Below are 22,435 nucleotides of genomic sequence, written 5' to 3' on the forward strand. Positions count from 1 at the left end.
CTTATGCATTTGAGCTACGACGACGCCACCAGTCCGCAGCAATCACTATACCGGCAAACAAGTATGCCCACAAGCCAATATACAGAAAGCCCAGAGTGCTGATGGCTATAGCACCAATGTAGAGGCCGCGCGTCTTGACCGGCGGCGCACTGCTTGCCTGACGACGGCGGTAAAAAGCTCTGATTGACTCTTTGATTTCTTCCGGGTCGCGTTCCGGACGGGCTGCCCGTAAAATGCGTTCATAACGTTGCGCTCTTTCTTCTTTTTCGGGGTCGTAGTAGCGGGTAATAAAATGAAAACGCTTGTATTTGGGTAATTTAAACAGGAAAAAGCGCATGGTATTTGTGTATTTAGAAAAATAACGATGCCTTTTGCTTCAAAAGTTGCAAAGTATTTGCTTTTTTGCAAAAGTACTAAAGTTTTACCTTTATCTACATCTTGTAGCCAAGGGCAATGACCATCTTAAAACCGGGTACACTTCAATGATTCGAACACTTGCGGCACTTCTGCTGACTTTATGGATACCTGCACTTATACCACCCGCACCGCCCCGGCCGGAGGCGCCGCCCGGGCAGATCAATAAAGCACGCTGGGTCGATAGCGTCATGCGTAGCATGAGCTTGCGCGAGAAGATTGGACAGCTGATGATGGTGGCCGCTTATTCCAATAAAGACGAGCGCCACGTGCAGGATTTGGAGCGTCTTGTGCGCGACTACCATATTGGCGGGGTCATCTTCTTTCAGGGTGGACCGGTGCGGCAAGCCCTTATCACCAACCGTTTACAGGCGGCAGCCAAAATACCCTTGTGGATAGCCATCGATGGTGAATGGGGGTTGGGCATGCGCCTGGACAGTACGCTTTCCTACCCACGCCAAATGACCTTGGGCGCCCTGCGCGATAATGCCTACATTTATGAAATGGGCAAGCAAATAGCCGAGCAGTGCCGCCGCATTGGCGTGCATATCAACTTTGCACCGGTGGTCGATATCAATAACAACCCTGCCAATCCGGTAATAGGCTATCGCTCTTTTGGGGAAAACAAATACCGGGTGGCAGCCAAGGGGCTGGCATATGCCCGTGGCATGCAAGAACATGGTTTGATAGCTTGTGCCAAACATTTTCCCGGCCATGGCGACACCGACACCGACTCTCATTACGACCTGCCCGTAATACCTCACAGCCGTTTGCGCCTCGACACACTCGAACTATACCCCTTCAAAGAATTGATTTTGGGGGGGGTGCAAAGCATGATGGTAGCCCACCTTTATATTCCGGCCTTGGATAAGCGCAAGCGCCCTACCACCCTTTCAAAGCCCGTCGTTACCGACTTGCTGCGCAAGCGCCTTGCTTATGACGGGCTGTTGTTTACCGATGCCTTGAATATGAAGGGGGTGAGCGCCTATTTTAAAGCCGGTGAAATAGAACTGATGGCCCTACAAGCCGGCAACGACGTACTGCTTTTTCCGCAGAGCGTGCCGCAGGCAGTAGCTTTCATAGAAGAAGCTGTGCAAAAAGGCGAATTGAAAGAAGAAGACTTGGATGCCCATGTGCGCCGTATCTTGTCGGCAAAATATGACTTGGGGCTTACAGCCCCCCAAGAAGTGGCGATTGAAGGAATAGCACAAGACTTGCACAAGCCCGTTTATAGGGCACTCATAGAAGAATGCTACCAAAAAGCCTTGACGCTCGTGCGCAATGAAGACGACCTGTTGCCCCTTCGCCATATAGAGCTCGAAGAGATGGCTTCGGTGAGCATTGGCTTGCCCGATGGAAACGATTTTCAGGACTACCTCGACCTCTACGCTTCGTTTACGCATTACGCCATAGACAAGGAAGAAAAAAACAATACCTACCTCTACAATGAGATACTGGCCAACGCATCGCGCCATTCTCTGGTAGTGGTAGGGATTTTTGACATGAGCTGGCGCCGCAAGCCCTCTTTTGGCATCCCGGCCGAAAGCATCCGCTTTTTGAAAGAGTTGCAGAAAAAGACCAAGGTAGTCGTGGCTGTTTTCGGCAGCCCCTATGCATTGAAACAACTCGAAGACATCGAACACCTCATTTGTGCCTATGAAGAAACGCCGCAAACCTTGCAGGCAGTGCCGCAGGCTATTTTTGGCGCCATTGCCTTCGAAGGGCAACTGCCGGTGTCGGCAGGCAAGTTCCGGCAGGGAACCGGCATTGTCACACAAAAACTGCAGCGCCTGCAGTATTCGCAGGTACCGGAAACCGCCGGGCTGGACAGCCGTCTGCTTGCACAGGTAGATACACTCATGCAGCAAGCCATAGACATGCAAGCCATGCCCGGGGGGCAGCTGTTGGTGGCGCGCAACGGGCGGGTGGTATGGCATAAAGCCTATGGTCACTTTACCTACTTTGGCGAGCGCCCGGTTACTACACGCGACCTGTACGACATCGCCTCGGTATCGAAGGTGGCCGGCACCCTCTATGCCATACAGTTTCTTTATGAGCAGGGCTTCATTGATTTGCGCACCCCCATTAAAAAGTACTTACCCGAGCTGGAGGGCAGTTCAAAAGGCGAAGTCACCATTTATGATTTGCTCTTACATCAAGCCGGCTTGAAAGCATTCATTCCTTTCTGGCAACGCACGCTTTCCCCCGATGGCCAATGGCTGCCCCGGTTCTATTTGAATAGCTTTTCTGTCAATTATCCTATAGAAGTGGCCGCCCGCATGTATGCCCACCGTTCCTTACCCGACTCTTTAAAAAAATGGGTGATTGAGTCAGAAATGCTTAAAAAGCGGAAGGGCAAATATCCTTATGTGTACAGCGACTTAGGGTTTTATTTGTTAAAAGAAATTGCGGAGCGTTTGCTCAACCAACCAATGGACCGTTTCCTGGCGCAAAATCTTTACGAGCCTTTGGGGGCTTACCGTTTGATGTATCGCCCCACTTTGCGCTATCCGAAAACCTTGATTGCCCCTACCGAAGACGACCGGGAGTTTCGCAAACAGATGTTGCAGGGCTATGTGCATGACCCGTTTGCTGCCATGGAAGGGGGCGTAGGGGGGCATGCCGGTCTCTTTTCTAATGCCAACGATCTGGCAAAGGTCATGCAAATGTATTTGCAGATGGGATATTATGGAGGACGCCGTTACTTAATGCCCCAAACCGTCACGCTCTTTTCGGCACGGCAGGAGCGTACCAACCGCCGCGGGTTGGGATGGGACAAACCGCCCAAAGGCGACCTGTATAGTTATATTTCGCGCTATGCCTCGCCCTTGTCTTATGGTCATTCGGGTTTTACGGGCACGGTCGTATGGGCAGACCCTTCCTATAATTTGTTGATTGTTTTCCTTTCGAACCGGGTGCACCCCACAGCCGACAATAAAAAGCTGATTACCGAGCATATACGGCGCAAGGTGTCGGATGTGGTTTACCGCTCTTTGATGGAACATGCCTTCTTTTTTGCCACTCAAAAGCTGGAGGAGCAGCTGGAGCAAGAACTCAATCTGCGCCGCTAAGGCAGGCGTACATAGCCCGGATAGGCAATGGAGCGGTTGAGTATGCGTATGTACGGTTTGATGCGCAACTCGACCGCCCCGGTGGCTTTGCCGTCGGCTTGGCGCAAGCGAAAGCCTTTCTCTGCAACTTCTTTCGCGCCTTGCCCTTGGAATAGTGCCCACAAGTCGCTGTCTATGCTCATGGAAAAAGAGGCCGTTTGCCCGCCTTCTATTTCCATGCGTTGCCCGGAGCTGCCTGTAGCTGCCTTTTTACCGAACAACCACAGTTCGTAGTCGATGCGGTTGAGTGCGGCGCGCGCTTGGTTGGGGTTATACACTGCCAGGCGGAAGGTGAGTTGTAAAGGCAGTTGTTTTTGCTGCATGGCATGGCGCAAAATGTGGCCGGCTTGAAGCATGTTGAGTTCTTTCCAGCTTTGCAAGCCGGTGATGTCCTGTCCTGCCAATTGAACCGCTTCGATACGTTCCAAACGAAACTCACAGCGGGAGAAGTTTTTCATGTCGCGCAGGCTGCGGCAACCGGCAAGTAACAACACGCAAACACAAGCAATAAGAGGGCGGTATTTCATGGGGCAATCTTGTTTTAAAACTTATGAACCTCTACACAAAGCTTAAAAATACACAAAAAAACCGCCCCTTTTAGCGGGACGGTGCAAATGCATATGAGCAGCAGTGTTTTTTTACGCCATCAACTGCAAGATGGCTTTATGATCTTCTTCGTTCATATCGAAGTGCATGCCCCGTACACGGTTTTGCTTGAATACTTCCAAAATCAGGGGGTGTTTGTCTTCACCTATACCTACTTCGCTAAGGCGTATGGGGGTGCCTATTTCCTTGAAAAAGTTTTCGAGATAATCGATGAAGGCTTCTGCTGTGGTGCCTTTGCCCAAGGTACGCTCTGCCATAAAAGTGAGCTTGTCTTTGATTTTGGGCAGGAAGTGCTTGAGCCATGCCGGATAAGCAATGGATAAGCCCGCCCCGTGGGGGATGTCGAACAAAACACTGAGCGCATGCTCGATGGCATGCACGCCCCAATCGCCCCCGCGTTTACCGGCATTCAGGGTGCCATTGAGGGCAGTGGTGGCCAACCACATGATGTTTGCCCGTACATCGTAGTCTTGCGGTTTCTGTATGACCGCCCGCCCATAGTCGAAGGCAAGTGCGATGATGTCGGTAGCAAAGTAGTTGGAGAGCGGTGCGTCGGAGGGGTCGAAATAAAGCTCAAAAGTGTGTGCCATGAGGTCGGCTACGCCATAGGCGGTATAGTTCAAAGGTACCGAAAGGGTATAGGCGGGGTCAAGGAACGACACTTTCGGATACATGCCCGGGTGCCCAAATCCTTTTTTGATGCGTGCTTCGTCGTTTTGCAGCACCGCAAACATGTTCATTTCGGTGCCGGTGGCTGCCAAAGTAAGCACACACAAGAGGGGAAGGGCTTGTGCCGGGGCTTCCACTTGGCGCATGTAAATATCCCAGATGGAGGCATTGCTGTAGTGGCCTAAGGCTACTGCCTTGGCGGTGTCGATAACCGAGCCGCCCCCTACACCAATGATCATGTCGGCTTTGAAGGCTTTGCTTTGTGCTATGGCACGGTCGGCGTCTTGGTAAATGGGATTGGACTTGATGCCTTCAAACACTTCGTAGGCAATACCGGCTTGGTCCAATTGGCGGGTGACGTCATCCAAAATGCCATTTTTCTTGACCGAGCCCTTGCCAATGAGAATGAGGGCGCGCTTGCCCCATACGCTTGCTTCTTGAGCGAGCTTTTCGCTCACACATCCTTTTCCGAAATGCAGACGGGTGGGGTTGTAAACACTAAAGTTTTCCATGATGAATACGGCTGTTTGGTTTATGTTGTTGTGCATTCATAACATGGGAGAGCCGCCTTTGGTTCTCAAGCCGGGCTTGCGTACTTTTGCAGCTGTTGACAGTCATGATGTTCAAACTTTAAACATACACGTAGCTTATGCGCATTGTATTCATGGGTACGCCCGATTTTGCGGTGGCTTCTTTGGCAGCATTGGTAGAAGCCGGTTATGAAGTGGTGGGTGTGGTGACCGTGCCCGATAAGCCCGCCGGGCGGGGGCGTAAGCTGCAAGCCTCGGCCGTGAAGCAGTATGCCGAAAGCAAAGGGCTGCCCATCTTGCAACCGGAGCGCATGAAAGAGCCCGCCTTCTTGGAAGCCTTGCAGGCACTGAAGCCCGATGTGCAGGTGGTCGTGGCTTTTCGTATGCTGCCTAAGGAAGTGTGGCAGCTGGCACCTACTTTTAACCTGCACGCTTCGCTCTTGCCCAAATACCGAGGGGCGGCGCCCATCAACTGGGCAATCATCAACGGGGAAAAAGAAACAGGCGTGACCACTTTCTTTATTGATGAACAGATAGACACCGGCAACATTATTTTTCAAGATACGGAGCCTATCGACGACTACGACACAGTAGGCACACTCTACGAGCGTTTGAAGCATAAAGGCGCTGCTTTGGTCTTGCGCACGGTGCAAGCCATCGCATGGGGGCGCTGCCCGTCTGTTCCGCAGCAGGGCGAAGCAACCCAGGCGCCCAAGATATTCAGAGACACCTGCCGTATCGATTGGCAGCGTTCGTCAGAAGCACTTTATAATTTTATTCGTGGCTTGTCGCCCTATCCGGCAGCATGGACTGAATGGCAAGGAAAGAACTTGAAAATATACTGGGCACTGCGCCCTGACCAAGAGCCATACGCTCCGGACTTGTGGCAGCACTTGAAGCCCGGGGAATGGGCTACTGACCAAAAGCGTTTTGCGCTGGTGCGTACGGGCGACGGCTATCTGTCTGTAAAAAAACTACAGCCCGAAGGCAAGCGTGTCATGGATATTGAAGAGTTTTTAAGAGGGCACACAATATGAAACGAATAGCTATAGTAGCAGCTGCCCTCAATGGGGTAATTGGCAAGGAAGGAAAGATGCCATGGCATCTGCGCGACGACTTGCAGCTGTTTAAAAAACAAACAATGGGCGCCCCCTTACTCATGGGGCGCAAAACCTTTGAATCGCTGCCCGGCATCTTACCCGGGCGCCCGCACATTGTGCTCACAGGGCAGAAAGATTATGCCCGCGAGCTGATAGAGGCAGGCAAGCCGCTTTGGGTGGCCCACAGCATCGACCAAGCCCTGCAGTTGGCAGAAGAACTCACCAGCGGGCATGTGTTTGTGATAGGCGGGGGCGAACTCTATCAACAGATGTTCAAGCGTGATTTAATAGATGAACTGATGCTTTCGTTGGTGCAGGTAGCCCCACAGGGCGACACTTTCTTTCCTTTACATGTGGTGGAGGGGTGGCACCTGCTCGAAGAGCGCTTTTTTGAAGCCAATGAACACAACGATTATGCTTTCGTGTGGCAGCATTGGCAAAAGCCTACCACATGAGGTGGTCAGTGTATTTGGTGAGGGCATCGTAGAACAGCTTACTGCCAATAAGCAGGAAAACAAGGCCGCTCAACCGGCTGATGCGAAGAAGCGTACGCTCATTGAAGACTCTTTTGAGGCGTTGTGCTGAAAGGGCGATGAGGCTTTCGGTGCTGAAGATACCCAAGAGGGCAAAACAAAAAAACAGCCAATTGTAGCTGTCGGGGAAGTAGCCTTTGGCTTCGAGCTGTGCGGCTATGCCCACCCAGATAAAGAAGTTCACGGGATTAAGTGTATTGAGCAAAAAGCCGTTTACAACAAAATAAACCTTCTTTTGAAACTGCATGCGCTTGACGGGGCGCTTTTTAATATGCTTTTTGAGCAACGAAGCCAATCCCAGCCCCCATAGAAGCAATGCGCCCGCGAGGCTCACATAAAATTCCCAGTTGTGGTTGTTTTCCGGAATGAAACGTGCGCTAAAGTAAGCCAGCAAAATGAACATGGTATCGGAGAGAATCACGCCGCCGGCTATCATCATGCCGCTTTTAAAGCCGTTTTCAATGCTGTTTTGAATAAGCGAAAAAAAGACAGTTCCCAAGGTGCAGCTAAGCACTATGCCGGTGAAAATCCCTGCTACGATGGCCAGTATCATAAAGTTGCATTGGTTTTGAAATTGCTATTTTAAATAAAAAAGCAGGCATCAGGCAAGTTTACTCAAAAGGTGCGGGGGCTACCATTATCACTTCTTCCTTATCTACAATCACCTGCCCGGGTGCCAGCCCTTTCGGTTTGCGCACATATTTTTTTTCTGTGACAATCACGGGGCACAGGCTGTCGGTTTTGCGTTTGGAATAGTAGGCGGCCAGTGAAGCCGCTTTTTCTATCACATCCCGGGGTATTTGCTTTTGTCCGCTGCGTTTGATGACCACATGAGAGCCGGCGACGTCCTTGGCATGTAGCCAAAGGTCATTTTTATGGGCAAAGCGTTGAGTAAGCAGGTCATTGCTTTTGGCATTTTTGCCCACCCATATTTGAAATCCTTTGTATTCAAAGCGCTTGAAGGGCAGGCTTTCATCTGCTTTGCTTTGACCGGCAAAACCATGCTGTTTTGCCCAACGGCGCAGACTTTTGAAATCATGGCATTCGTCAAGACTTTGGAGCAGCGTTTGAAGACGCAACCATTCGTTTTCTTTCGTTTCGATGGTTTGCAATAGCTTTTGTTCTTCTATTTTTTGATTTTTTGCCTTACGGTAAAAACGTTCGGCATTCTGTTGCGGACTTAGCTGTGGGTTGAGCTTGATGCGCAAAGGCGCTTCTTTGTAAAAATCGAATACTTCCACTTCTTCGCTTCCCGGCTCTATGGCGTGCAGGTGAGCCATAATCAAGTGTCCCAGCTCTTCGAAGCGTGCGTTCCGGAGGGCCTGCAGGCGCTCCTTGCTTTTTTGCAGGGTGTTTTCGCAGCGCTTAAGCTGCTGCTCAAGCTGCTTGGTGTATTGCTGTTTTTCTTGTAAAAAAACAACCTCATGTACATACAAGCGGTGCAGCTCGTTGGCGGCCTCTATGGGCGAGGTAGTCACGTGCCGCACTTGCAGCTCGGAATGCTCGACAAGCGACAATAGCGGTTTGTTCTTCCACGTGCCTATATAGTAAGCGCCGGGATGGAGAAGCTGCTCGTGGAGGGTCAATAACTTTTGCCATTGCTCACTTAAGGGCAGCTGCAACCAACCTTGCAGTTCTATGTAGCGCATCACGAAGCGGTCGAAAGCCGGAAAGAATGCCTGTATGTTACCGCCGGATGCTATGAATGCCTGTGCTGAGTGTTCAATAGGGCGGTGCAGGCTGTCAAGTTCAAGATGGTGGTCTTCTTCCATTTTTTTGTGAAACAACTCGATGACCTGCCCGCCTTGGTAGGCAACCAAATTGGAGCGGTTGCCGAAGAGCTTAAACAACAAGCTGTAGTCTTGTTCAAAATGCAGGCAAAAAGCGCGTTCATTATGAAACTGCTCTACACGCAACAGACGCCGCCCATGGAGGGCTTCGAACAATTCCACCGCATTGGCTTTGGCTTTGGCGTAGTGTGTGGGGAAGGAAAGGCTTGCCCATTGGGGGGTGAGCTGTGCCCGGATAAAGAACTCCCGTTCACCAAGATGAAAGCCCAATATCAATTCGTCTTTTTCTTGGCTAAAAGCAGTGCCCAGTTGCCAGTCGCAAATTGTTTCTGCCAAATATTGGCTTATTTGCCGTATGAAATAGTAGGAGAGATGCATCTTGAATGAATGGTTGGCTTCAAAAATAGAAAAATGCTTTTATTGCATGACTAAAAGTTTTATTATCTAAACAAAAAGTATGATTACTCAAAATCTGACAACAGCCGCCCTGATTGGTCTTATGGTGATAGTAGCCGGCATTGTAAACTTTGTGCCCCGCCTGCGTGCGCGCTTGGCTTTCAATCCCTATGTGGTGTGGCACAAGGGCGAATGGTACCGCCTCATAACTGCCGTCTTCGTGCATGTGAATACCTTGCATCTTTTATTCAATGCCATCACGCTGTTTTTCTTCGGGCGTGCCTTGGAAAAGTACTTTCGCTATTTCTTTGGAACTGCCTATTGGGGGTGGTATCTGGCTCTTTTTCTGTTGAGTGCCATCGGTGGGCAGCTTTTCAACCTGTGGCGCCATAGAAACAACCGCTATTTTCAGTCGGTGGGGGCATCGGGTGGTGTAGTAGGCGTTTTGTTTTCCTTTATTCTCATATCGCCCGACGCCGTTTTGTATTTGTTCTTTATTCCGGTGCCCATTCCTGCCTATCTTTTTGCGTTGGGCTTTGTGGCTTACTCACTGTATGGATTGTTTTCCCGTAAAGGAAACATAGACCATGCGGCACACTTAGGCGGTGCTGCCATAGGGGTGCTGTTTACATTGATTGCCGTGCCCGGAGCATGGCAGCATTTTTTTAATGCTTTTTAAAGAGCGGAAAGCCGCCTTTTATTTCCAATATTGCCTGCCGGCAGCATCGATGTATCCTTCATTGCCCTGAAAGCGCACTTTGGCAAGCCCATGCCGGAAGGGGGCGGCTTCCTCATATTGAGGGGGGATTTGCCATTCGCCTTTGCGGTTGATGTATCCCCATTGGCCTTTGTGTTTGACGGCCGCCAGCCCCTGACTGAAGGCCCCGGCTTGTTCTGCTTCGAAAAACGCAATGGCATTGGCGCCTTGCGAAGTGATGTAGCCCCAGCGCCCCTGATATTGAACCGGGGCAAGCCCTTCCGAGAAGTTGCCCAGTATGGTGTAAAGGAACTCAACCACCGCTTGCCCTTGTGTGTTGATGATGCCCCAATAGCCGTTTGATTGTACGCTTGCCCGTCCTTGCTTGAAGTCGCGTACTTGTTCGTAGCGGGGCGGAATGTGCCACTGCCCGGTGGTGTCCACAAAGCCCCACTTGCCGGTAGCCGCATCTTGGGCGGCAGCCAATTGTTCGCTAAAATTATGCACCTCCTTAAACTGCAAAGGGATGACCAAATGACCATGCTTGCCGGCAAAACCATAGCGGTACTCGCCATTGACTATGTTTGCAACTGCTATGCGTCCGTCGCGGCATTGCCGGATGCGCCGGTAGCTTTCTTCTGAGAGCAAATGCCCTTGGGCGTCATAAAAGAACCATTGCCCCTTTTTTTTCGCTGCGAGCAGCCCTTCGCCACACAGGGCAGTGGCTTCGAAAGCGGGGGGTAGCAACCATGTGCCGTTGCGGTGAATAATGCCCCATTGCCCACGGTACAAAGCCGTTGCTTGTTGGGCTTCGTTTGGTTCGCTTAGGCGCTCGAAGCGGCAGGCAAGCACTTCATTGCCCAATGAGTCGATAAACCCCCATTTGCCTTGTTTGTTGCAAGCCGGTGCTATGCCGTTCCGGAATGCCCCAATGGCTTTGAATTGAGGTGGAATCAGAAACTTGCCCTGTGGGTCAATATATCCCCAAAGGCCGCCTTTTTTGACTTTTGCCCGTTGAAACAAGCTGTCGAAAGGCTCGGCAGCTTCATATCCGGTCTTGATTGCAATTTGCTTGCTTGGTGTGCAGTAGCCCCAGCGCACTTTCCAATTTTGACTTATGCGGTAGGGGATAAGCGAAGGCGGTGGCGGGTGTATGTCGTTCTCTTGACTTCGACAGCCATCGAACAGGCATAAGCAAAGAAAAGCGAGCAAAGCAACAAACGGGCGCATGATTATACGAGTTGGTTGATTCAATATAAAAAAACGCTGCCTTTATGGGGAAAGGCAGCGCCGGAATGTGCTTGTTTTTAAAAAACATCAGGCGATACTTTCTACCACCGGCTTGCCTTTGGCAGCCCGCAGGCGCCGGTAGGCGCTCACGCCAAAGCCGGCTATCATCAACAAACTGCCTATCCACAGCAAGTTGATAAGTGGCTTTTCAATGGCTTTTAAAATGATATAATCTCTTTGGGTGCGCTGTGTTTCAAAAACGAATGTGCCCTTGTCAGGATTCACACGCACGAAAGCCATCTTCAAGCCTAAGGCAGGCTCTATTTCTGCCGGTGAGGCAATCATGCCATCCTGTATGTTGAGCATGAACACAGGGGATAAATGGTATTCTTTTGTTTTGCTCAGAATACGCCAGTGCGCTTGTAGCGCCATTTCATGGTCTTTCAACGCCATTTGCTTATACACACGCACCTGTTTCACGCCGTCGAAGATGGCAATAAAGTCATTCAGAAAGAGCGTATCGCCGGGAACTACTTCATGCCGCTCGGCTTCGCTCCATTCACGCCCTTCTTTGGGGTCAGGATATACCGCCGTGATGTGCGTGTAAAGGTCTTTGCCCCATTCCTTGCGTATGGAAGGAGAGGGGGTTAAGTCCATAGACGGATTGACCTGCACACGTGGATACATGATGAAGCTATCGCCCGTTGTTTGGTCAACAAATCGAATCTGATAATACACATTTTCGGGACGGGTGTAGAGCGTATCACCGGCTTTGAAGTAGGTTTTGCCCCGGTACTGAATGTCTTCAAGGGCAACGATATTGTGCGGGTCATCGAGGAAATACACCTTGTCATAAGGGATATACGAAGGGTAGCCGTCCACTTCCAGGGCGGTGCCTTCGAAAGTAGCCACATATTGCCCTACGGGCGTGGGCTCATCCAACCACAACAAGGTGTTTTTTTCGTTGAAATCGGAAGGGGCGCTTTCATCCGTGGTGTAAAGCAAACCACTCACATTGAGCGATACCACACGGGTATAGCCGGATGAGTACAAAATACCGATGAGCATCAGACCTACGCCCAGGTGTGTGAGTGCGCCGCCGGCAAGCCGGGGTTTTTTACGTAACAACTCCGTAAGTATCCATGCGTTGCTGATGATAGAGTAGAAAGCGGCAAACAAAAGGGCTATATAGTTGAGATGCTTTTCACTGGTGAATATGATGACCAGCGTAGTGCTTATCATAGCCAGTGCCGTGGGCAGATAAAGCACACTCAACTGCTGCTTGCCCTTGATGTTTTTCCACCAGAAAAACTGCCCCAAGCCCGAGCCTATAGCCAGTAGCACAGCAAACCACAGCTGAATGCGGGTGTAGTGCATGACCTGATCTTCGGGCGGTGCCAAGTTGAGCTCAAAGCCAAACAACTCAGCTATTTTGTTGTAAACGGGAAAAGAGGTGGTATTCAATACCTGAAAGCCCGACAGTAGCATGACGACCGCCGCAGTGAATATCCAAAACTCACGCTGGTAAATAGACAGGTCACCTTCATTGTCGCCTTTGGGCAATTGTTTGTAGCGGGCAATGAGCAGCCCTACCGATGCCACCATGAAAAACAGCAGGTAAAGCAACAGTTGCCCGGACAAGCCCAAGTCGGTGAAAGAGTGCACGGAGGCATTGCCTAAAATACCGCTGCGGGTAAGAAAAGTGGAATAAAGCACCAAAATAAAACTGCTGATAACCAGCCAGAAAGTAAAGCGAAGGGCAGCGGCTGACTTACGGGCAATCAAGGCGGTATGAATAGCAGCTACCAGTGCCAGCCAAGGCACATACACGGCATTTTCTACTGGGTCCCAGTTCCAATAGCCTTCGAAGTTGAGCGTTTCATATGCCCAGTAGGCACCCATTAAGATGCCCAGCCCCAGCACAAGCGCCGAAATGACCAACCAAGGCAGGGCAGGGCGTATCCAAGCAGTAAATTCTTTTTTCCACAAAGCCGCTACGGCAAAGGCAAAAGGCACCAGACTGAGTGCAAAGCCCAAAAACAAAGTGGGCGGGTGAATGACCATCCAGTAGTTTTGAAGCAGCGGGTTGAGGCCGGTGCCGTCGGCAGGCACAAAGTCAGGGTTATACATAGGACTGCCGGGCGTGTAGATGGGCAGGTCCAGCACGTCGCGGGTCAAGGCAAAAGGTGAACTGCCTATTTTCAGCTCGCCTACAACCACGCCTAAAATCATGGAAGTAAGAAAAGCCTGCACCAGCACCAACACCGTCATAATGGGCGCTTCCCATTCGGTAGGGCGGCGCAGTACAAAGAACAGCCCGATGAGTACGTTCCAAAAAATCCAAAGCCAGAAACTGCCTTCCTGACCTTCCCAGAAGCAGGCAATGATGTACTCTATGGGCAGGTGACGCGAAGCGTGCGCATAGGCATAGTAGTATTCGTAATAATGATTGAGGATGATAACGAACAGTACTATGCCCGCAGTCGTTACAAACAGACCATGCAGCAGGAAAGTCCGGCGTGCAAAACGGCGCCAGCTTTCACGCGCTTGCAAAGGCAGCTTTGAACGACCGGTGAGCAGGTAGGCCCATGCACTCATGAGTGCCAATACGAAGGCAGCAATGAGTGAAAAATGCCCGATATTTCCAATGGTATAATGTATCATAGGTGCTTACATTCAGTTGCATACATAAGAAAAAGAACTCCCTTGCGTGTGTTGCCGCCTAAGGGAGTTTGAACTGTAACAAACATGAGGGGTCCTGTTAGTTCGAAGCACTTACTTCGGTGAAGCCGGTTTGGCTTTGTTGGTCGTTGTATTTCGAAGGGCACTTCATCAGTATTTTTTTGGCATGGAAAGCATCCCCTTCCACGTTTCCCACTACTACCACCTTTTCGGCGCGTTCGAAGTCTTGCGGCTTGGCATCCGGGTAGATGACCGGCATCACTTTGCCCTTTTCATCTTTGAGCATGAAGCGGAAAAGGTTAGGGTTCACCGAGGGGTTGTACTCCATGCCTACAATGTGCCCTTGGGCATCTTTAGGCAGTTCGCCAATCACATAAATGCCTTTTTTGTTGCCGTTTTTGCTCATGGCAATGGCTTCGTCGAAAGACACATACTTGCTTGCGCTGCCCATGGAGCTCACAATCAAGCCGATGGCGGCGGCAATTACAATGAGGATGAAAATATGGATACGTTTCATAGGTAGAGCATTGTTTTTTTAGTCTTTCATGAGTTTTTTGACCTTGCGGTCGATTGACACAAGATATAACACGATGCCCAAAAAGATGGTTGCAAGCACCGCCACTACTACATAAATCTTCCCGTTGGCACGCAGAGCATCTGCCATCTCTACTTCGTTGCCTTGCGCCCATGAAGGCAGCACGGCAAACAGCCACAGGCATAAGCTATAGAATAACCGTTTCATGTGTTTTCTTCAATTTGTATTTGTCTATGAGCTTGAATTTCTTCTTGTTTTCTTTTGAGTTGTCGCACACGCACCGCCAGTTTGGTAATCCACCAGGCGAGCATGGTCCAGCCAATGACGGCAGGGTAGAACACCATGCGCATGGTGTTGTCCAGGTCATATTGGCTGAAGGCCGGGTTGCCCCCTTTGCCCGGATGCAGTGAGTCCGTATAACGCGGAAGCACAAAAATAAGGGGGATGAATACGGCAAAGGCATACAGATTGTAAACGGCACTGACGCGGGCACGCCGCAGCGGGTCGTTGATGGCACCGCGCAGCACCAAATAGGCGACGTAAATCAAAATGCCAATGGCGGCCATGGTTTGCTGAGGGTCGCCGTTCCAAGGAGCGCCCCAAGTGTAATTTGCCCAGATGGCACCGGTGCTAAGCCCCAACAGCCCGTACAGTACTGCCGTATTGACGCTTTCCACGGCGTGGTCGTCCAGGCTTTCCGTACCCTTGCGCAGATACTGCACAGAGTAGTAGGCAGAAATTGCCAAAAGGATGGTCATGCCAAACCACATGGGCACATGAAAATAAAGATTGCGAATGCTTTCGTTCACAATGGGCAGCCGTGGCACAGGCATCAAGAATCCGCCTACAATCACGTAAAGCAGGAGCAGGATGGTGCTTATTTGATACCATTTTTTCATAGTAAAGATGTTTTAGCTCCGCCACAACAGCGGAAATAACACAAAAGCAACGCCTAACACAATGATATTTATCAGAGAAAGCATAATCAACTCCTTCTGAATCAGCTCCCAAGCGGCTGACATCAGACTCAAAGAAGCAGCACGGGTAAGCATCAGCAGTTGAGGAATCAGCACAGGGAAGCTCAACACGGCCATCAATACGCTGTTATTGCCAGCCTTGGAAGCAATGGCGGCAATCATGGTGAGCGAGCAGGCAAAGCTCACGAAGCCCAACAACAAACAGAGTAAAAAGCTTGCTTGAGGAATAGGCAACGGCAAAAACCAGTAGTACAGACCAAAGCCTACGGTGCCCAATATCAACATCAGCAGTGTGTTATATACTACCTTGGCAAGCAGTATTTCATGAGCGGTGGCAATGGTGTAATAATACAGTTGCTGCTCTTCTTCTTCCTGCATGAAGCTCTTGGCCATGGCATTGGTAGCCGTAAATAGTGCCACTATCCACCACAACACATTCCACAAGGCAGGCAGGAGCTCGCTTCCGCTTTGCTCAATACCTATGTAGATGATAAGGGTAGCCCCACTGACATAAAGCAACAGACCGTTGAGAGCATAGCGTTGCCGCCACTCCAAAAGCAAATCTTTCCGTATGAGTGCTATTACGCGCCGTATGGACACAGGCTTTTTGGGTTCAAAGTCGGCTGCAAAGCTACAAAAATGATTGAATACAAAGCAGTGACCATAAAATAAAAAAGGCGCTTGCCGGCGCCTTTTGTTTGTGGAATATTATCAGAAAGCCGTCAGGCCACGGTATGCGTGGTTTCGCCTTCCGAGCGGGCAATGATGGCAGCCCCGCAACTGTCGCTCCATACGTTGACGGCCGTGCGCATCATATCCAAAATACGGTCAACGGCCAATATCATACCTACGCCTTCGAGTGGCAGCCCCACCGCACTGAGTATCACCGATATCATAACCAGCCCGGCCATGGGAATGCCCGCGGCACCAATGGAAGCCAGAAGGGCGGTGATGACTACTATCAGCTGTTGCCCGAAGTCCAAGTGTATATTGTAGGCTTGGGCAATGAACATGGCAGCCACACACTCATAAAGCGCCGTGCCGTCCATGTTAATGGTTGCGCCCAACGGAATGGTGAAGCTGGTGATGCGGTTAGAAATGCCGGCTTTGTGTTCAAGGGCTTCCATCGTAAGCGGCAGGGTAGCCCCCGACGAACTGGTTGAAAAGGCGGTAATGAGCGGGGTAAGCATAGCACGGAAATGATGGATGGGGTTGATGCCCGCCAGCAGCAGCATAAGCAAAGGAAGGGTGACGAAAGCATGGATGCCCAAGCCGGCAATGACCGTGAGCATGTATTTCCCTAAGCTGGCTGCCATAAGGGCAAGCTTTGCCTTGTCGCCTGCCTGCTCGGCTACCACATCTACTACCAAACCAAATACGCCCAGAGGAGTAAACAATATCACAAACATAGTAATGCCCATCATCACCTCGAAGGTGGCATTGAAAAAATCACTCAACAAGTCACGGTAGCGCGCTTCTTTTACCTTGGTGATGAATACGCCGAACAGAACGGCAAAAAAGATGGTGCTGAGCATCTGCCCTTGGCTAAAAGCTGCAAACACATTGGTGGGTATCATGCGTAGCAGCGTATCTTTCAGCGAAGCCCCTTCGGCAGACAGTTCCGGCAGGTTTTCGGTAGAATCAGGCAGAGGCGCCCCTACGCCCGGCTCTATCAAGTTAACCAAGAGCAGACCGGTTAGGATGGCCAGTAAGCTGGTGGTTACATAGTAGCCCAAGGTCTTCAGAGTGAGGCGCCCCAAGCTATTGTTTTGCCCCAAATTGCTGACACCGGAAATAATGGAGCTGAGAATAAGCGGAACTATCACCATTTTAAGACCGCGAATGAACAAGTCGCCCATCCAGGTGAACCATGTGGCTCGATGCGGTAAAACATAACCAACACCAATACCGGCCACTAAGGCGATTAGGATAAAAACGAAAAGATTACGCTGGTAAAAAGCCAAAAAACCTTTATTGTTTCCGTTTGATAAACTCATAGTATTGAAGCAAGTTAAATTTATACTTTTTCATGGAAAGCTTTCAAAGATAACAGCTTTTTAAAGATTTCTAAAAGGCTTTGCAAACGGTGGTTGTCCGTCAAGCATATCGCCTTTGCCGTGTTTTTCCTACTTTTGTGCCCATAGAAACAAGCAATTAACCATGGAACTGACCCCCTTAACCGCTATTTCGCCCATCGACGGGCGCTACAGAAGCAAAGTGGAAGCACTGGCACCCTATTTTTCGGAATATGCCTTGATTCGCTACAGGGTAAGAGTAGAAGTAGAATACTTCATTGCCCTTTGTGAGCAGGGCATCCCGCCTTTGCCTGCTTTAACCGCCGGACAAAAACAAGCATTGCGGGCGCTGTACAACAACTTCACGGAAGCCGATGCCGCACGCATCAAAGAAATAGAGCGCACGACCAACCACGATGTCAAGGCCGTAGAATATTTTTTAAAAGAACAATTTCCGGCACTGGGGTTGGACGCTTACCTCGAGTTTATTCATTTCGGACTCACCTCACAAGACATCAACAACACGGCCACCCCTTTAATGCTCAAGGAGGCAGTGGAGCAGGTGATGCTGCCACGCCTGCATGAACTGGTAGCACTCATGCAGACATTGGCCACCCGCTGGCGTGAGGTGCCCATGCTGGCACGCACCCACGGCCAACCCGCTTCGCCTACCGGCATGGGCAAAGAGTGGATGGTTTTTGTGGAACGCCTGCAAGCGCAAATAGCTCATTTGCAGCGCGTGCCCTATGCTGCCAAGTTTGGCGGGGCTACTGGCAACTTCAATGCCCATTATGTGGCATATCCTCAAATAGACTGGCATGCCTTCGCCGATGACTTCGTAGGCAATTACTTGGGCTTGCACCGCAGCCACTTTACCACACAAATCGAACACTATGACCAGCTGGCTGCCTTGTTGGATGCTTTCCGCCGCATCAATGTTATTTTGATAGACTTTGCCCGCGATGTGTGGACCTACATTGCCTTTGACTACTTCAAGCAAAAAATCAACCCCAACGAAGTAGGCTCTTCGGCTATGCCGCACAAAGTGAACCCTATCGACTTCGAAAATGCCGAAGGAAACCTCATGTGGGCAAATGCCGCTTTTGATTTCCTGTCAAACAAACTGCCCGTTTCACGCCTGCAGCGCGACCTGACCGATTCCACCGTTTTGCGCAACTTGGGCGTTCCTATGGCACACACCCTTCTGGCATGGACTTCGCTCATGCGTGGCATGAACAAGCTCGAGCTGAATGAAGAAGCCATTCGCAGCGACCTCGAAGACAACTGGGCAGTGGTGGCAGAAGCCATTCAGACCATTTTGCGGCGCGAGGGCTATCCTAAACCCTACGAGGCTTTGAAGGCACTTACACGCACCAATGAGCGTATTACAGCGGAGCGCATCCGTGCTTTCATTGATTCGCTCGACGTGCGGGAAGAGGTGAAAAACGAGCTTCGTGAGATTACACCCTTTAATTATGTAGGCTCTGCTTTACGTTTTTGAAATAAAATACTATTTTATGTGCTGTAATCTTGTGTGTTGAACCTATTTCTTAGATTATGGCACTATTTCAAAGCCTTGACGATATATGTACTAAGGTGCTGTTTTTTGACATAGAAACAGCACCTGCTTTTCCTTCTTTCGATGCTATGCCGCCGGCTTTGCAGGACCAATGGCGGCGGCAGACAGATAAAATAAATCGCTACGAAGACAGCGGGATGTCGCCCGAGGAGCTGTATCCTCTCAAAGCCGGCATTTATGCGGAGTTTGCCCGTGTAGTATGTGTGAGCTTCGGTCTGCTCGGAAAAAAGGAAGGGCAGTATTTCTTCCGTTTGAAGTCTTGCTGTGGCGAAGACGAAAGCCGTTTGCTGCAGGAGTTTGCTAAAATCCTTGATAATCAGTCTATAAAATACCTTTGTGCTCATAACGGACGGGAGTTTGACGTACCCTTCCTGGCACGCCGTTACCTGATTCAATCACTGCCGGTGCCGGAGATGATAGACTTACGCATGAAAAAGCCATGGGACGACGAAGCCAAGCGTATCATCGACACCATGGAGCTGTGGAGCTTTGGTGACAGGAAGAACTTCACCCGTCTGGAGCTGCTTTGTGCCGTCTTCGATATTCCTTCGCCCAAGTCTGATATCGATGGCAGCAAAGTAGGGGAGGTGTTTTGGAAAAACCGGGACTTTGAGCGCATTGCCCGCTATTGCGAAAACGATGTGCTGGCAACCGCCCGCCTTTATTTAAAATACATGCGCTTGCCCTCTATCACCGACGAACAAGTAGAATATGCAGACCGGATTATGGTTTAATACGCAAACAAAGGAGAGCAAGGTGGAACTTAGCCGTTTGATTCAATACTTGCGTACCGAAGGCATAAGAACCTTCTATTATGGTCCTTTTACCTATAATGTCATCAATGAGTTGGGGTATCATATCAAACAGTACCTCGATAACTCAAAGAGTGTGCGTGACAAGGTGTTTTATGCTTTCGTGGAGCTGTGCGAAAACATAGGCAGCTATGCGGTGACCTATGAAGTCGTAGGTAATAAACGTGTGGGTACCGGACTGGTGGCGCTTGGCGAAGACCCAAACAACTATTGTATTCAGGCAATCAACTATGCTACGCCGCAGCAGCAAAAGGAGCTGCAACAGCGCCTGGCGCAGGTCAAAAACATGAGCCGCCGCGAACTGCGCGCCTATAAAAACGAACTGCGCCAGCAGGCCATTCAAAACCATCATCCCTCGGGCAATATAGGATTGATAGAAATCCTTTTGCGCCTCGATAAAAAAGTGGATTTTCAATGGATAGATGCCGGCGAAAATCTTGTTCTATTCATAGTGAAAGCGTATATTGATAAAAAAGAAGACAGTGGTCCTAAAATGGATGATTTGGTTGTCAAAGGTGAGAAAGGTACTTACTTAACACCGGATGTTTACTTTTCGGCACAGACCGGTGTGTGCGAAATCAAAGGCGAGTCTTACCAGGAAGATACCTTTGAGTTTTACAATACGCTTATCAACTGGATCGATACTTATATCCACGAAGTAAAAAAGCCGATTACGTTTAACTTGAAGCTTACCTATTTCAATACTTCCTCTTCGCGTGCTTTGCAGGAAATCTTTCTTTTATTGAAAGAATATCAAGAGCAAGGGGGCGAAGTGACCATCAACTGGTATTATCTCTTACATGACGAAAGCATGCTGGAGGAAGCAGAAGACTTCCAATTGAGTACCGGTATGAAGTTTAATATTATTTCCGTAGAAAAATTTGATTGAGCAATTTTTTGAAAATCAGCACAGTAGGGGTGTGTGCTAAAAAAAAGTTAAAAAAAGTTTTGCAACTTTGAAAGAACCCTTTAACTTTGCATTCCGTTAGCAGATGGCTAATACGAAACACATCGAATAAAACACTTGGGGAGATACCGAAGCGGTCAAACGGGGCAGACTGTAAATCTGCTGGCTTATGCCTTCGTAGGTTCGAATCCTGCTCTCCCCACTATTTTGAAGCGAGAGTAGCTCAGTTGGTAGAGCGTCAGCCTTCCAAGCTGAATGTCGCGGGTTCGAGTCCCGTCTCTCGCTCTTTCTTGTGAATCATTTCGTAAAGCCGATGTAGCTCAGGGGTAGAGCGCTTCCTTGGTAAGGAAGAGGTCACGGGTTCAAATCCCGTCATTGGCTCTATTTTAATTTTATATCGCAAAAGCATACGGACGACGCTATTCGCCTTGTGAATAGCTTATTTGTTTATCCATCGCTTGTATTTATAACTTCAAAAGAAAAACAGAGATATGGCAAAGGAAACATTTCAGAGAACCAAGCCCCACGTAAACATAGGTACTATTGGGCACGTTGACCACGGTAAAACTACCTTGACCGCGGCAATTACGCACGTATTGGCTAAGAAAAACTTGGCAGAAGAAAAAGATTTCTCTTCTATCGATAACGCTCCCGAAGAAAAAGAGCGTGGTATCACCATTAACACCGCTCACGTAGAATACGAAACCGAAAAGCGTCACTATGCACACGTGGACTGCCCCGGTCACGCTGACTACGTGAAAAACATGGTTACCGGTGCTGCTCAAATGGACGGTGCCATCCTCGTAGTGGCTGCTACCGACGGTCCTATGCCTCAAACTCGTGAGCACATCCTCTTGGCTCGCCAGGTAGGTGTGCCTGCCATCGTAGTGTTCATGAACAAAGTGGACTTGGTGGACGACGAAGAGTTGCTCGACCTCGTTGAAATGGAAATCCGTGAGCTGTTGAGCAAATACGAATACGATGGCGATAATACTCCTGTGATTCGTGGTTCTGCTTTGGGTGCTTTGAACGATGAGCCTCAGTGGGTGGCTACCGTAGAAGAGTTGATGAACGCTGTTGACGAGTATATTCCTACTCCCGAGCGTTTGGTTGACAAGCCTTTCTTGATGCCTATCGAGGACGTATTCTCTATCACCGGTCGTGGTACCGTGGCTACCGGTCGTATCGAGCGCGGTGTTATCAAAACCGGTGACCCTGTGGAAATCATCGGTATGGGTGAGGAAAAACTGACCTCTACCGTAACCGGTGTGGAAATGTTCCGCAAAATTTTGGACAGAGGCGAAGCCGGTGACAACGTAGGTCTGTTGCTGCGTGGTATCGAGAAAACTCAAATCCGTCGTGGTATGGTGATTTGCCAGCCCGGCACCGTAACGCCTCACAAGAAATTCAAAGCTGAAATCTACGTATTGAGCAAAGAAGAAGGTGGTCGTCACACGCCTTTCTTCAACAACTACCGTCCTCAGTTCTACTTCCGTACTACTGACGTAACCGGTACTATCCAATTGCCTGAGGGTGTAGAAATGGTAATGCCCGGTGATAACGTAACCATCACTGTGGAATTGCAAAAGCCCATCGCATTGGAAAAAGGTCTGCGTTTCGCTATCCGCGAGGGTGGTAGAACCGTAGGTGCCGGTCAGGTAACTGAAATCCTTGACTAATCATACCATAACAGGCAAGTGTATCCTTCGGGATGCACTTGCTTTTTTCAAAACAAGTGCTTATATTTGCACTCCTTTTGATTTAACACTTACAGGTGTAGCTCAATTGGCAGAGCAGCGGTCTCCAAAACCGCAGGCTGCAGGTTCGAGTCCTGCCACCTGTGCAAAAAACAG

The 22,435-nt window shown here is 49.8% G+C and carries 20 protein-coding genes and 4 tRNA genes; 12 read left to right on the forward strand and 12 right to left on the reverse strand.

The features are described 5' to 3' along the window. Position 1: 1 nt before the first annotated feature. Entirely contained in the window at positions 2 to 337 is a 336-nt protein-coding gene (locus K384_RS01735; protein WP_038028734.1) for a hypothetical protein, read from the reverse strand. A 145-nt stretch (positions 338 to 482) separates the two neighbouring features. Here K384_RS01735 and K384_RS01740 point away from each other — a divergent pair, with 145 nt between their 5' ends. Next, positions 483 to 3,485, forward strand: a complete 3,003-nt coding sequence (locus K384_RS01740; protein WP_157630008.1) for a glycoside hydrolase family 3 N-terminal domain-containing protein — start codon at positions 483 to 485, stop codon at positions 3,483 to 3,485. Here K384_RS01740 and K384_RS01745 read toward each other — a convergent pair. Next, positions 3,482 to 4,051 (reverse strand): NDR1/HIN1-like protein, encoded by a 570-nt coding sequence (locus K384_RS01745; RefSeq protein WP_038028735.1) that lies wholly within the window; start codon positions 4,049 to 4,051, stop codon positions 3,482 to 3,484. The genes K384_RS01740 and K384_RS01745 overlap by 4 nt on opposite strands. A gap of 111 nt (positions 4,052 to 4,162) precedes the next feature. After that, positions 4,163 to 5,311, reverse strand: a complete 1,149-nt coding sequence (locus tag K384_RS01750; RefSeq protein ID WP_038029015.1) for an iron-containing alcohol dehydrogenase — start codon at positions 5,309 to 5,311, stop codon at positions 4,163 to 4,165. Positions 5,312 to 5,448: 137 nt separating this feature from the next. On the opposite strand from K384_RS01750, the gene fmt reads away from it, so the two are divergent. Continuing rightward, the gene (fmt, locus tag K384_RS01755) at positions 5,449 to 6,366 is read left to right on the forward strand and encodes a methionyl-tRNA formyltransferase (RefSeq protein ID WP_245605267.1); all 918 of its coding nucleotides are present in this window, start codon (positions 5,449 to 5,451) and stop codon (positions 6,364 to 6,366) included. Further along, complete coding sequence (locus tag K384_RS01760) at positions 6,363 to 6,884, forward strand: dihydrofolate reductase (RefSeq protein ID WP_038028737.1); 522 nt, start codon at positions 6,363 to 6,365, stop codon at positions 6,882 to 6,884. The genes fmt and K384_RS01760 overlap by 4 nt, the downstream gene beginning before the upstream one ends. On the opposite strand, the gene K384_RS01765 is transcribed toward K384_RS01760, so the two are convergent. Continuing rightward, on the reverse strand, positions 6,874 to 7,515 hold the full coding sequence (locus K384_RS01765) for a LysE family translocator (protein WP_038028738.1): 642 nt from the start codon (positions 7,513 to 7,515) through the stop codon (positions 6,874 to 6,876). The genes K384_RS01760 and K384_RS01765 overlap by 11 nt on opposite strands. Before the next feature lie 58 nt (positions 7,516 to 7,573). Next, the gene (locus K384_RS01770) at positions 7,574 to 9,130 is read right to left on the reverse strand and encodes an NFACT RNA binding domain-containing protein (protein WP_038028739.1); all 1,557 of its coding nucleotides are present in this window, start codon (positions 9,128 to 9,130) and stop codon (positions 7,574 to 7,576) included. Positions 9,131 to 9,209: 79 nt separating this feature from the next. On the opposite strand from K384_RS01770, the gene K384_RS01775 reads away from it, so the two are divergent. Continuing rightward, entirely contained in the window at positions 9,210 to 9,827 is a 618-nt protein-coding gene (locus K384_RS01775) for a rhomboid family intramembrane serine protease (RefSeq protein WP_038028740.1), read from the forward strand. A gap of 18 nt (positions 9,828 to 9,845) precedes the next feature. Here the strand turns inward: K384_RS01775 and K384_RS01780 are convergent, their stop codons facing one another. From K384_RS01780 to K384_RS01810, 7 genes are all read right to left on the reverse strand, one after another. Next, the gene (locus K384_RS01780; protein ID WP_038028742.1) at positions 9,846 to 11,075 is read right to left on the reverse strand and encodes a WG repeat-containing protein; all 1,230 of its coding nucleotides are present in this window, start codon (positions 11,073 to 11,075) and stop codon (positions 9,846 to 9,848) included. Between the two features lie 87 nt (positions 11,076 to 11,162). Beyond that, complete coding sequence (gene ccsA / locus K384_RS01785) at positions 11,163 to 13,739, reverse strand: cytochrome c biogenesis protein CcsA (RefSeq protein WP_038028743.1); 2,577 nt, start codon at positions 13,737 to 13,739, stop codon at positions 11,163 to 11,165. A 97-nt stretch (positions 13,740 to 13,836) separates the two neighbouring features. Then, the gene (locus K384_RS01790; protein WP_038028744.1) at positions 13,837 to 14,274 is read right to left on the reverse strand and encodes a cytochrome c maturation protein CcmE domain-containing protein; all 438 of its coding nucleotides are present in this window, start codon (positions 14,272 to 14,274) and stop codon (positions 13,837 to 13,839) included. A gap of 18 nt (positions 14,275 to 14,292) precedes the next feature. Further along, positions 14,293 to 14,499, reverse strand: coding sequence for a CcmD family protein (locus K384_RS01795; RefSeq protein WP_038028746.1), 207 nt, complete (start codon positions 14,497 to 14,499; stop codon positions 14,293 to 14,295). Then, complete coding sequence (gene ccsA / locus K384_RS01800; RefSeq protein ID WP_051633017.1) at positions 14,496 to 15,191, reverse strand: cytochrome c biogenesis protein CcsA; 696 nt, start codon at positions 15,189 to 15,191, stop codon at positions 14,496 to 14,498. Before ccsA (K384_RS01800) ends, K384_RS01795 begins: the two co-directional genes overlap by 4 nt. A gap of 12 nt (positions 15,192 to 15,203) precedes the next feature. Beyond that, a complete protein-coding gene (locus K384_RS01805; RefSeq protein ID WP_038028747.1) occupies positions 15,204 to 15,869 on the reverse strand; it encodes a heme exporter protein CcmB in 666 nt (221 codons plus the stop codon). Between the two features lie 122 nt (positions 15,870 to 15,991). After that, positions 15,992 to 17,266: a dicarboxylate/amino acid:cation symporter gene (locus K384_RS01810; RefSeq protein ID WP_051633018.1), complete on the reverse strand. Its 1,275-nt coding sequence runs from the start codon at positions 17,264 to 17,266 to the stop codon at positions 15,992 to 15,994. Between the two features lie 163 nt (positions 17,267 to 17,429). On the opposite strand from K384_RS01810, the gene purB reads away from it, so the two are divergent. From purB to K384_RS01850, 8 genes are all read left to right on the forward strand, one after another. Further along, the gene (gene purB / locus K384_RS01815; RefSeq protein ID WP_038028748.1) at positions 17,430 to 18,785 is read left to right on the forward strand and encodes an adenylosuccinate lyase; all 1,356 of its coding nucleotides are present in this window, start codon (positions 17,430 to 17,432) and stop codon (positions 18,783 to 18,785) included. 56 nt (positions 18,786 to 18,841) lie between these two features. Beyond that, entirely contained in the window at positions 18,842 to 19,597 is a 756-nt protein-coding gene (locus K384_RS01820; RefSeq protein ID WP_038028750.1) for a ribonuclease H-like domain-containing protein, read from the forward strand. Further along, positions 19,575 to 20,564, forward strand: coding sequence for a SiaC family regulatory phosphoprotein (locus K384_RS13885; RefSeq protein WP_211245206.1), 990 nt, complete (start codon positions 19,575 to 19,577; stop codon positions 20,562 to 20,564). The genes K384_RS01820 and K384_RS13885 overlap by 23 nt, the downstream gene beginning before the upstream one ends. A gap of 137 nt (positions 20,565 to 20,701) precedes the next feature. Next, positions 20,702 to 20,784: transfer RNA gene (locus K384_RS01830), tRNA-Tyr, on the forward strand. Between the two features lie 10 nt (positions 20,785 to 20,794). Then, positions 20,795 to 20,867: transfer RNA gene (locus K384_RS01835), tRNA-Gly, on the forward strand. A gap of 24 nt (positions 20,868 to 20,891) precedes the next feature. Continuing rightward, a tRNA-Thr gene (locus K384_RS01840) sits at positions 20,892 to 20,963 on the forward strand. A 110-nt stretch (positions 20,964 to 21,073) separates the two neighbouring features. Next, positions 21,074 to 22,261 carry an elongation factor Tu gene (tuf, locus tag K384_RS01845; protein ID WP_038028752.1) on the forward strand — a complete coding sequence of 396 codons (1,188 nt, stop codon included), beginning with the start codon at positions 21,074 to 21,076 and terminating at the stop codon, positions 22,259 to 22,261. A gap of 91 nt (positions 22,262 to 22,352) precedes the next feature. Beyond that, positions 22,353 to 22,425, forward strand: a tRNA-Trp gene (locus K384_RS01850). Positions 22,426 to 22,435: the final 10 nt, after the last annotated feature.

Origin of the sequence: Thermonema rossianum DSM 10300 (genome assembly GCF_000426825.1) — a bacterium.
GTDB lineage: Bacteria > Bacteroidota > Bacteroidia > Cytophagales > Thermonemataceae > Thermonema > Thermonema rossianum.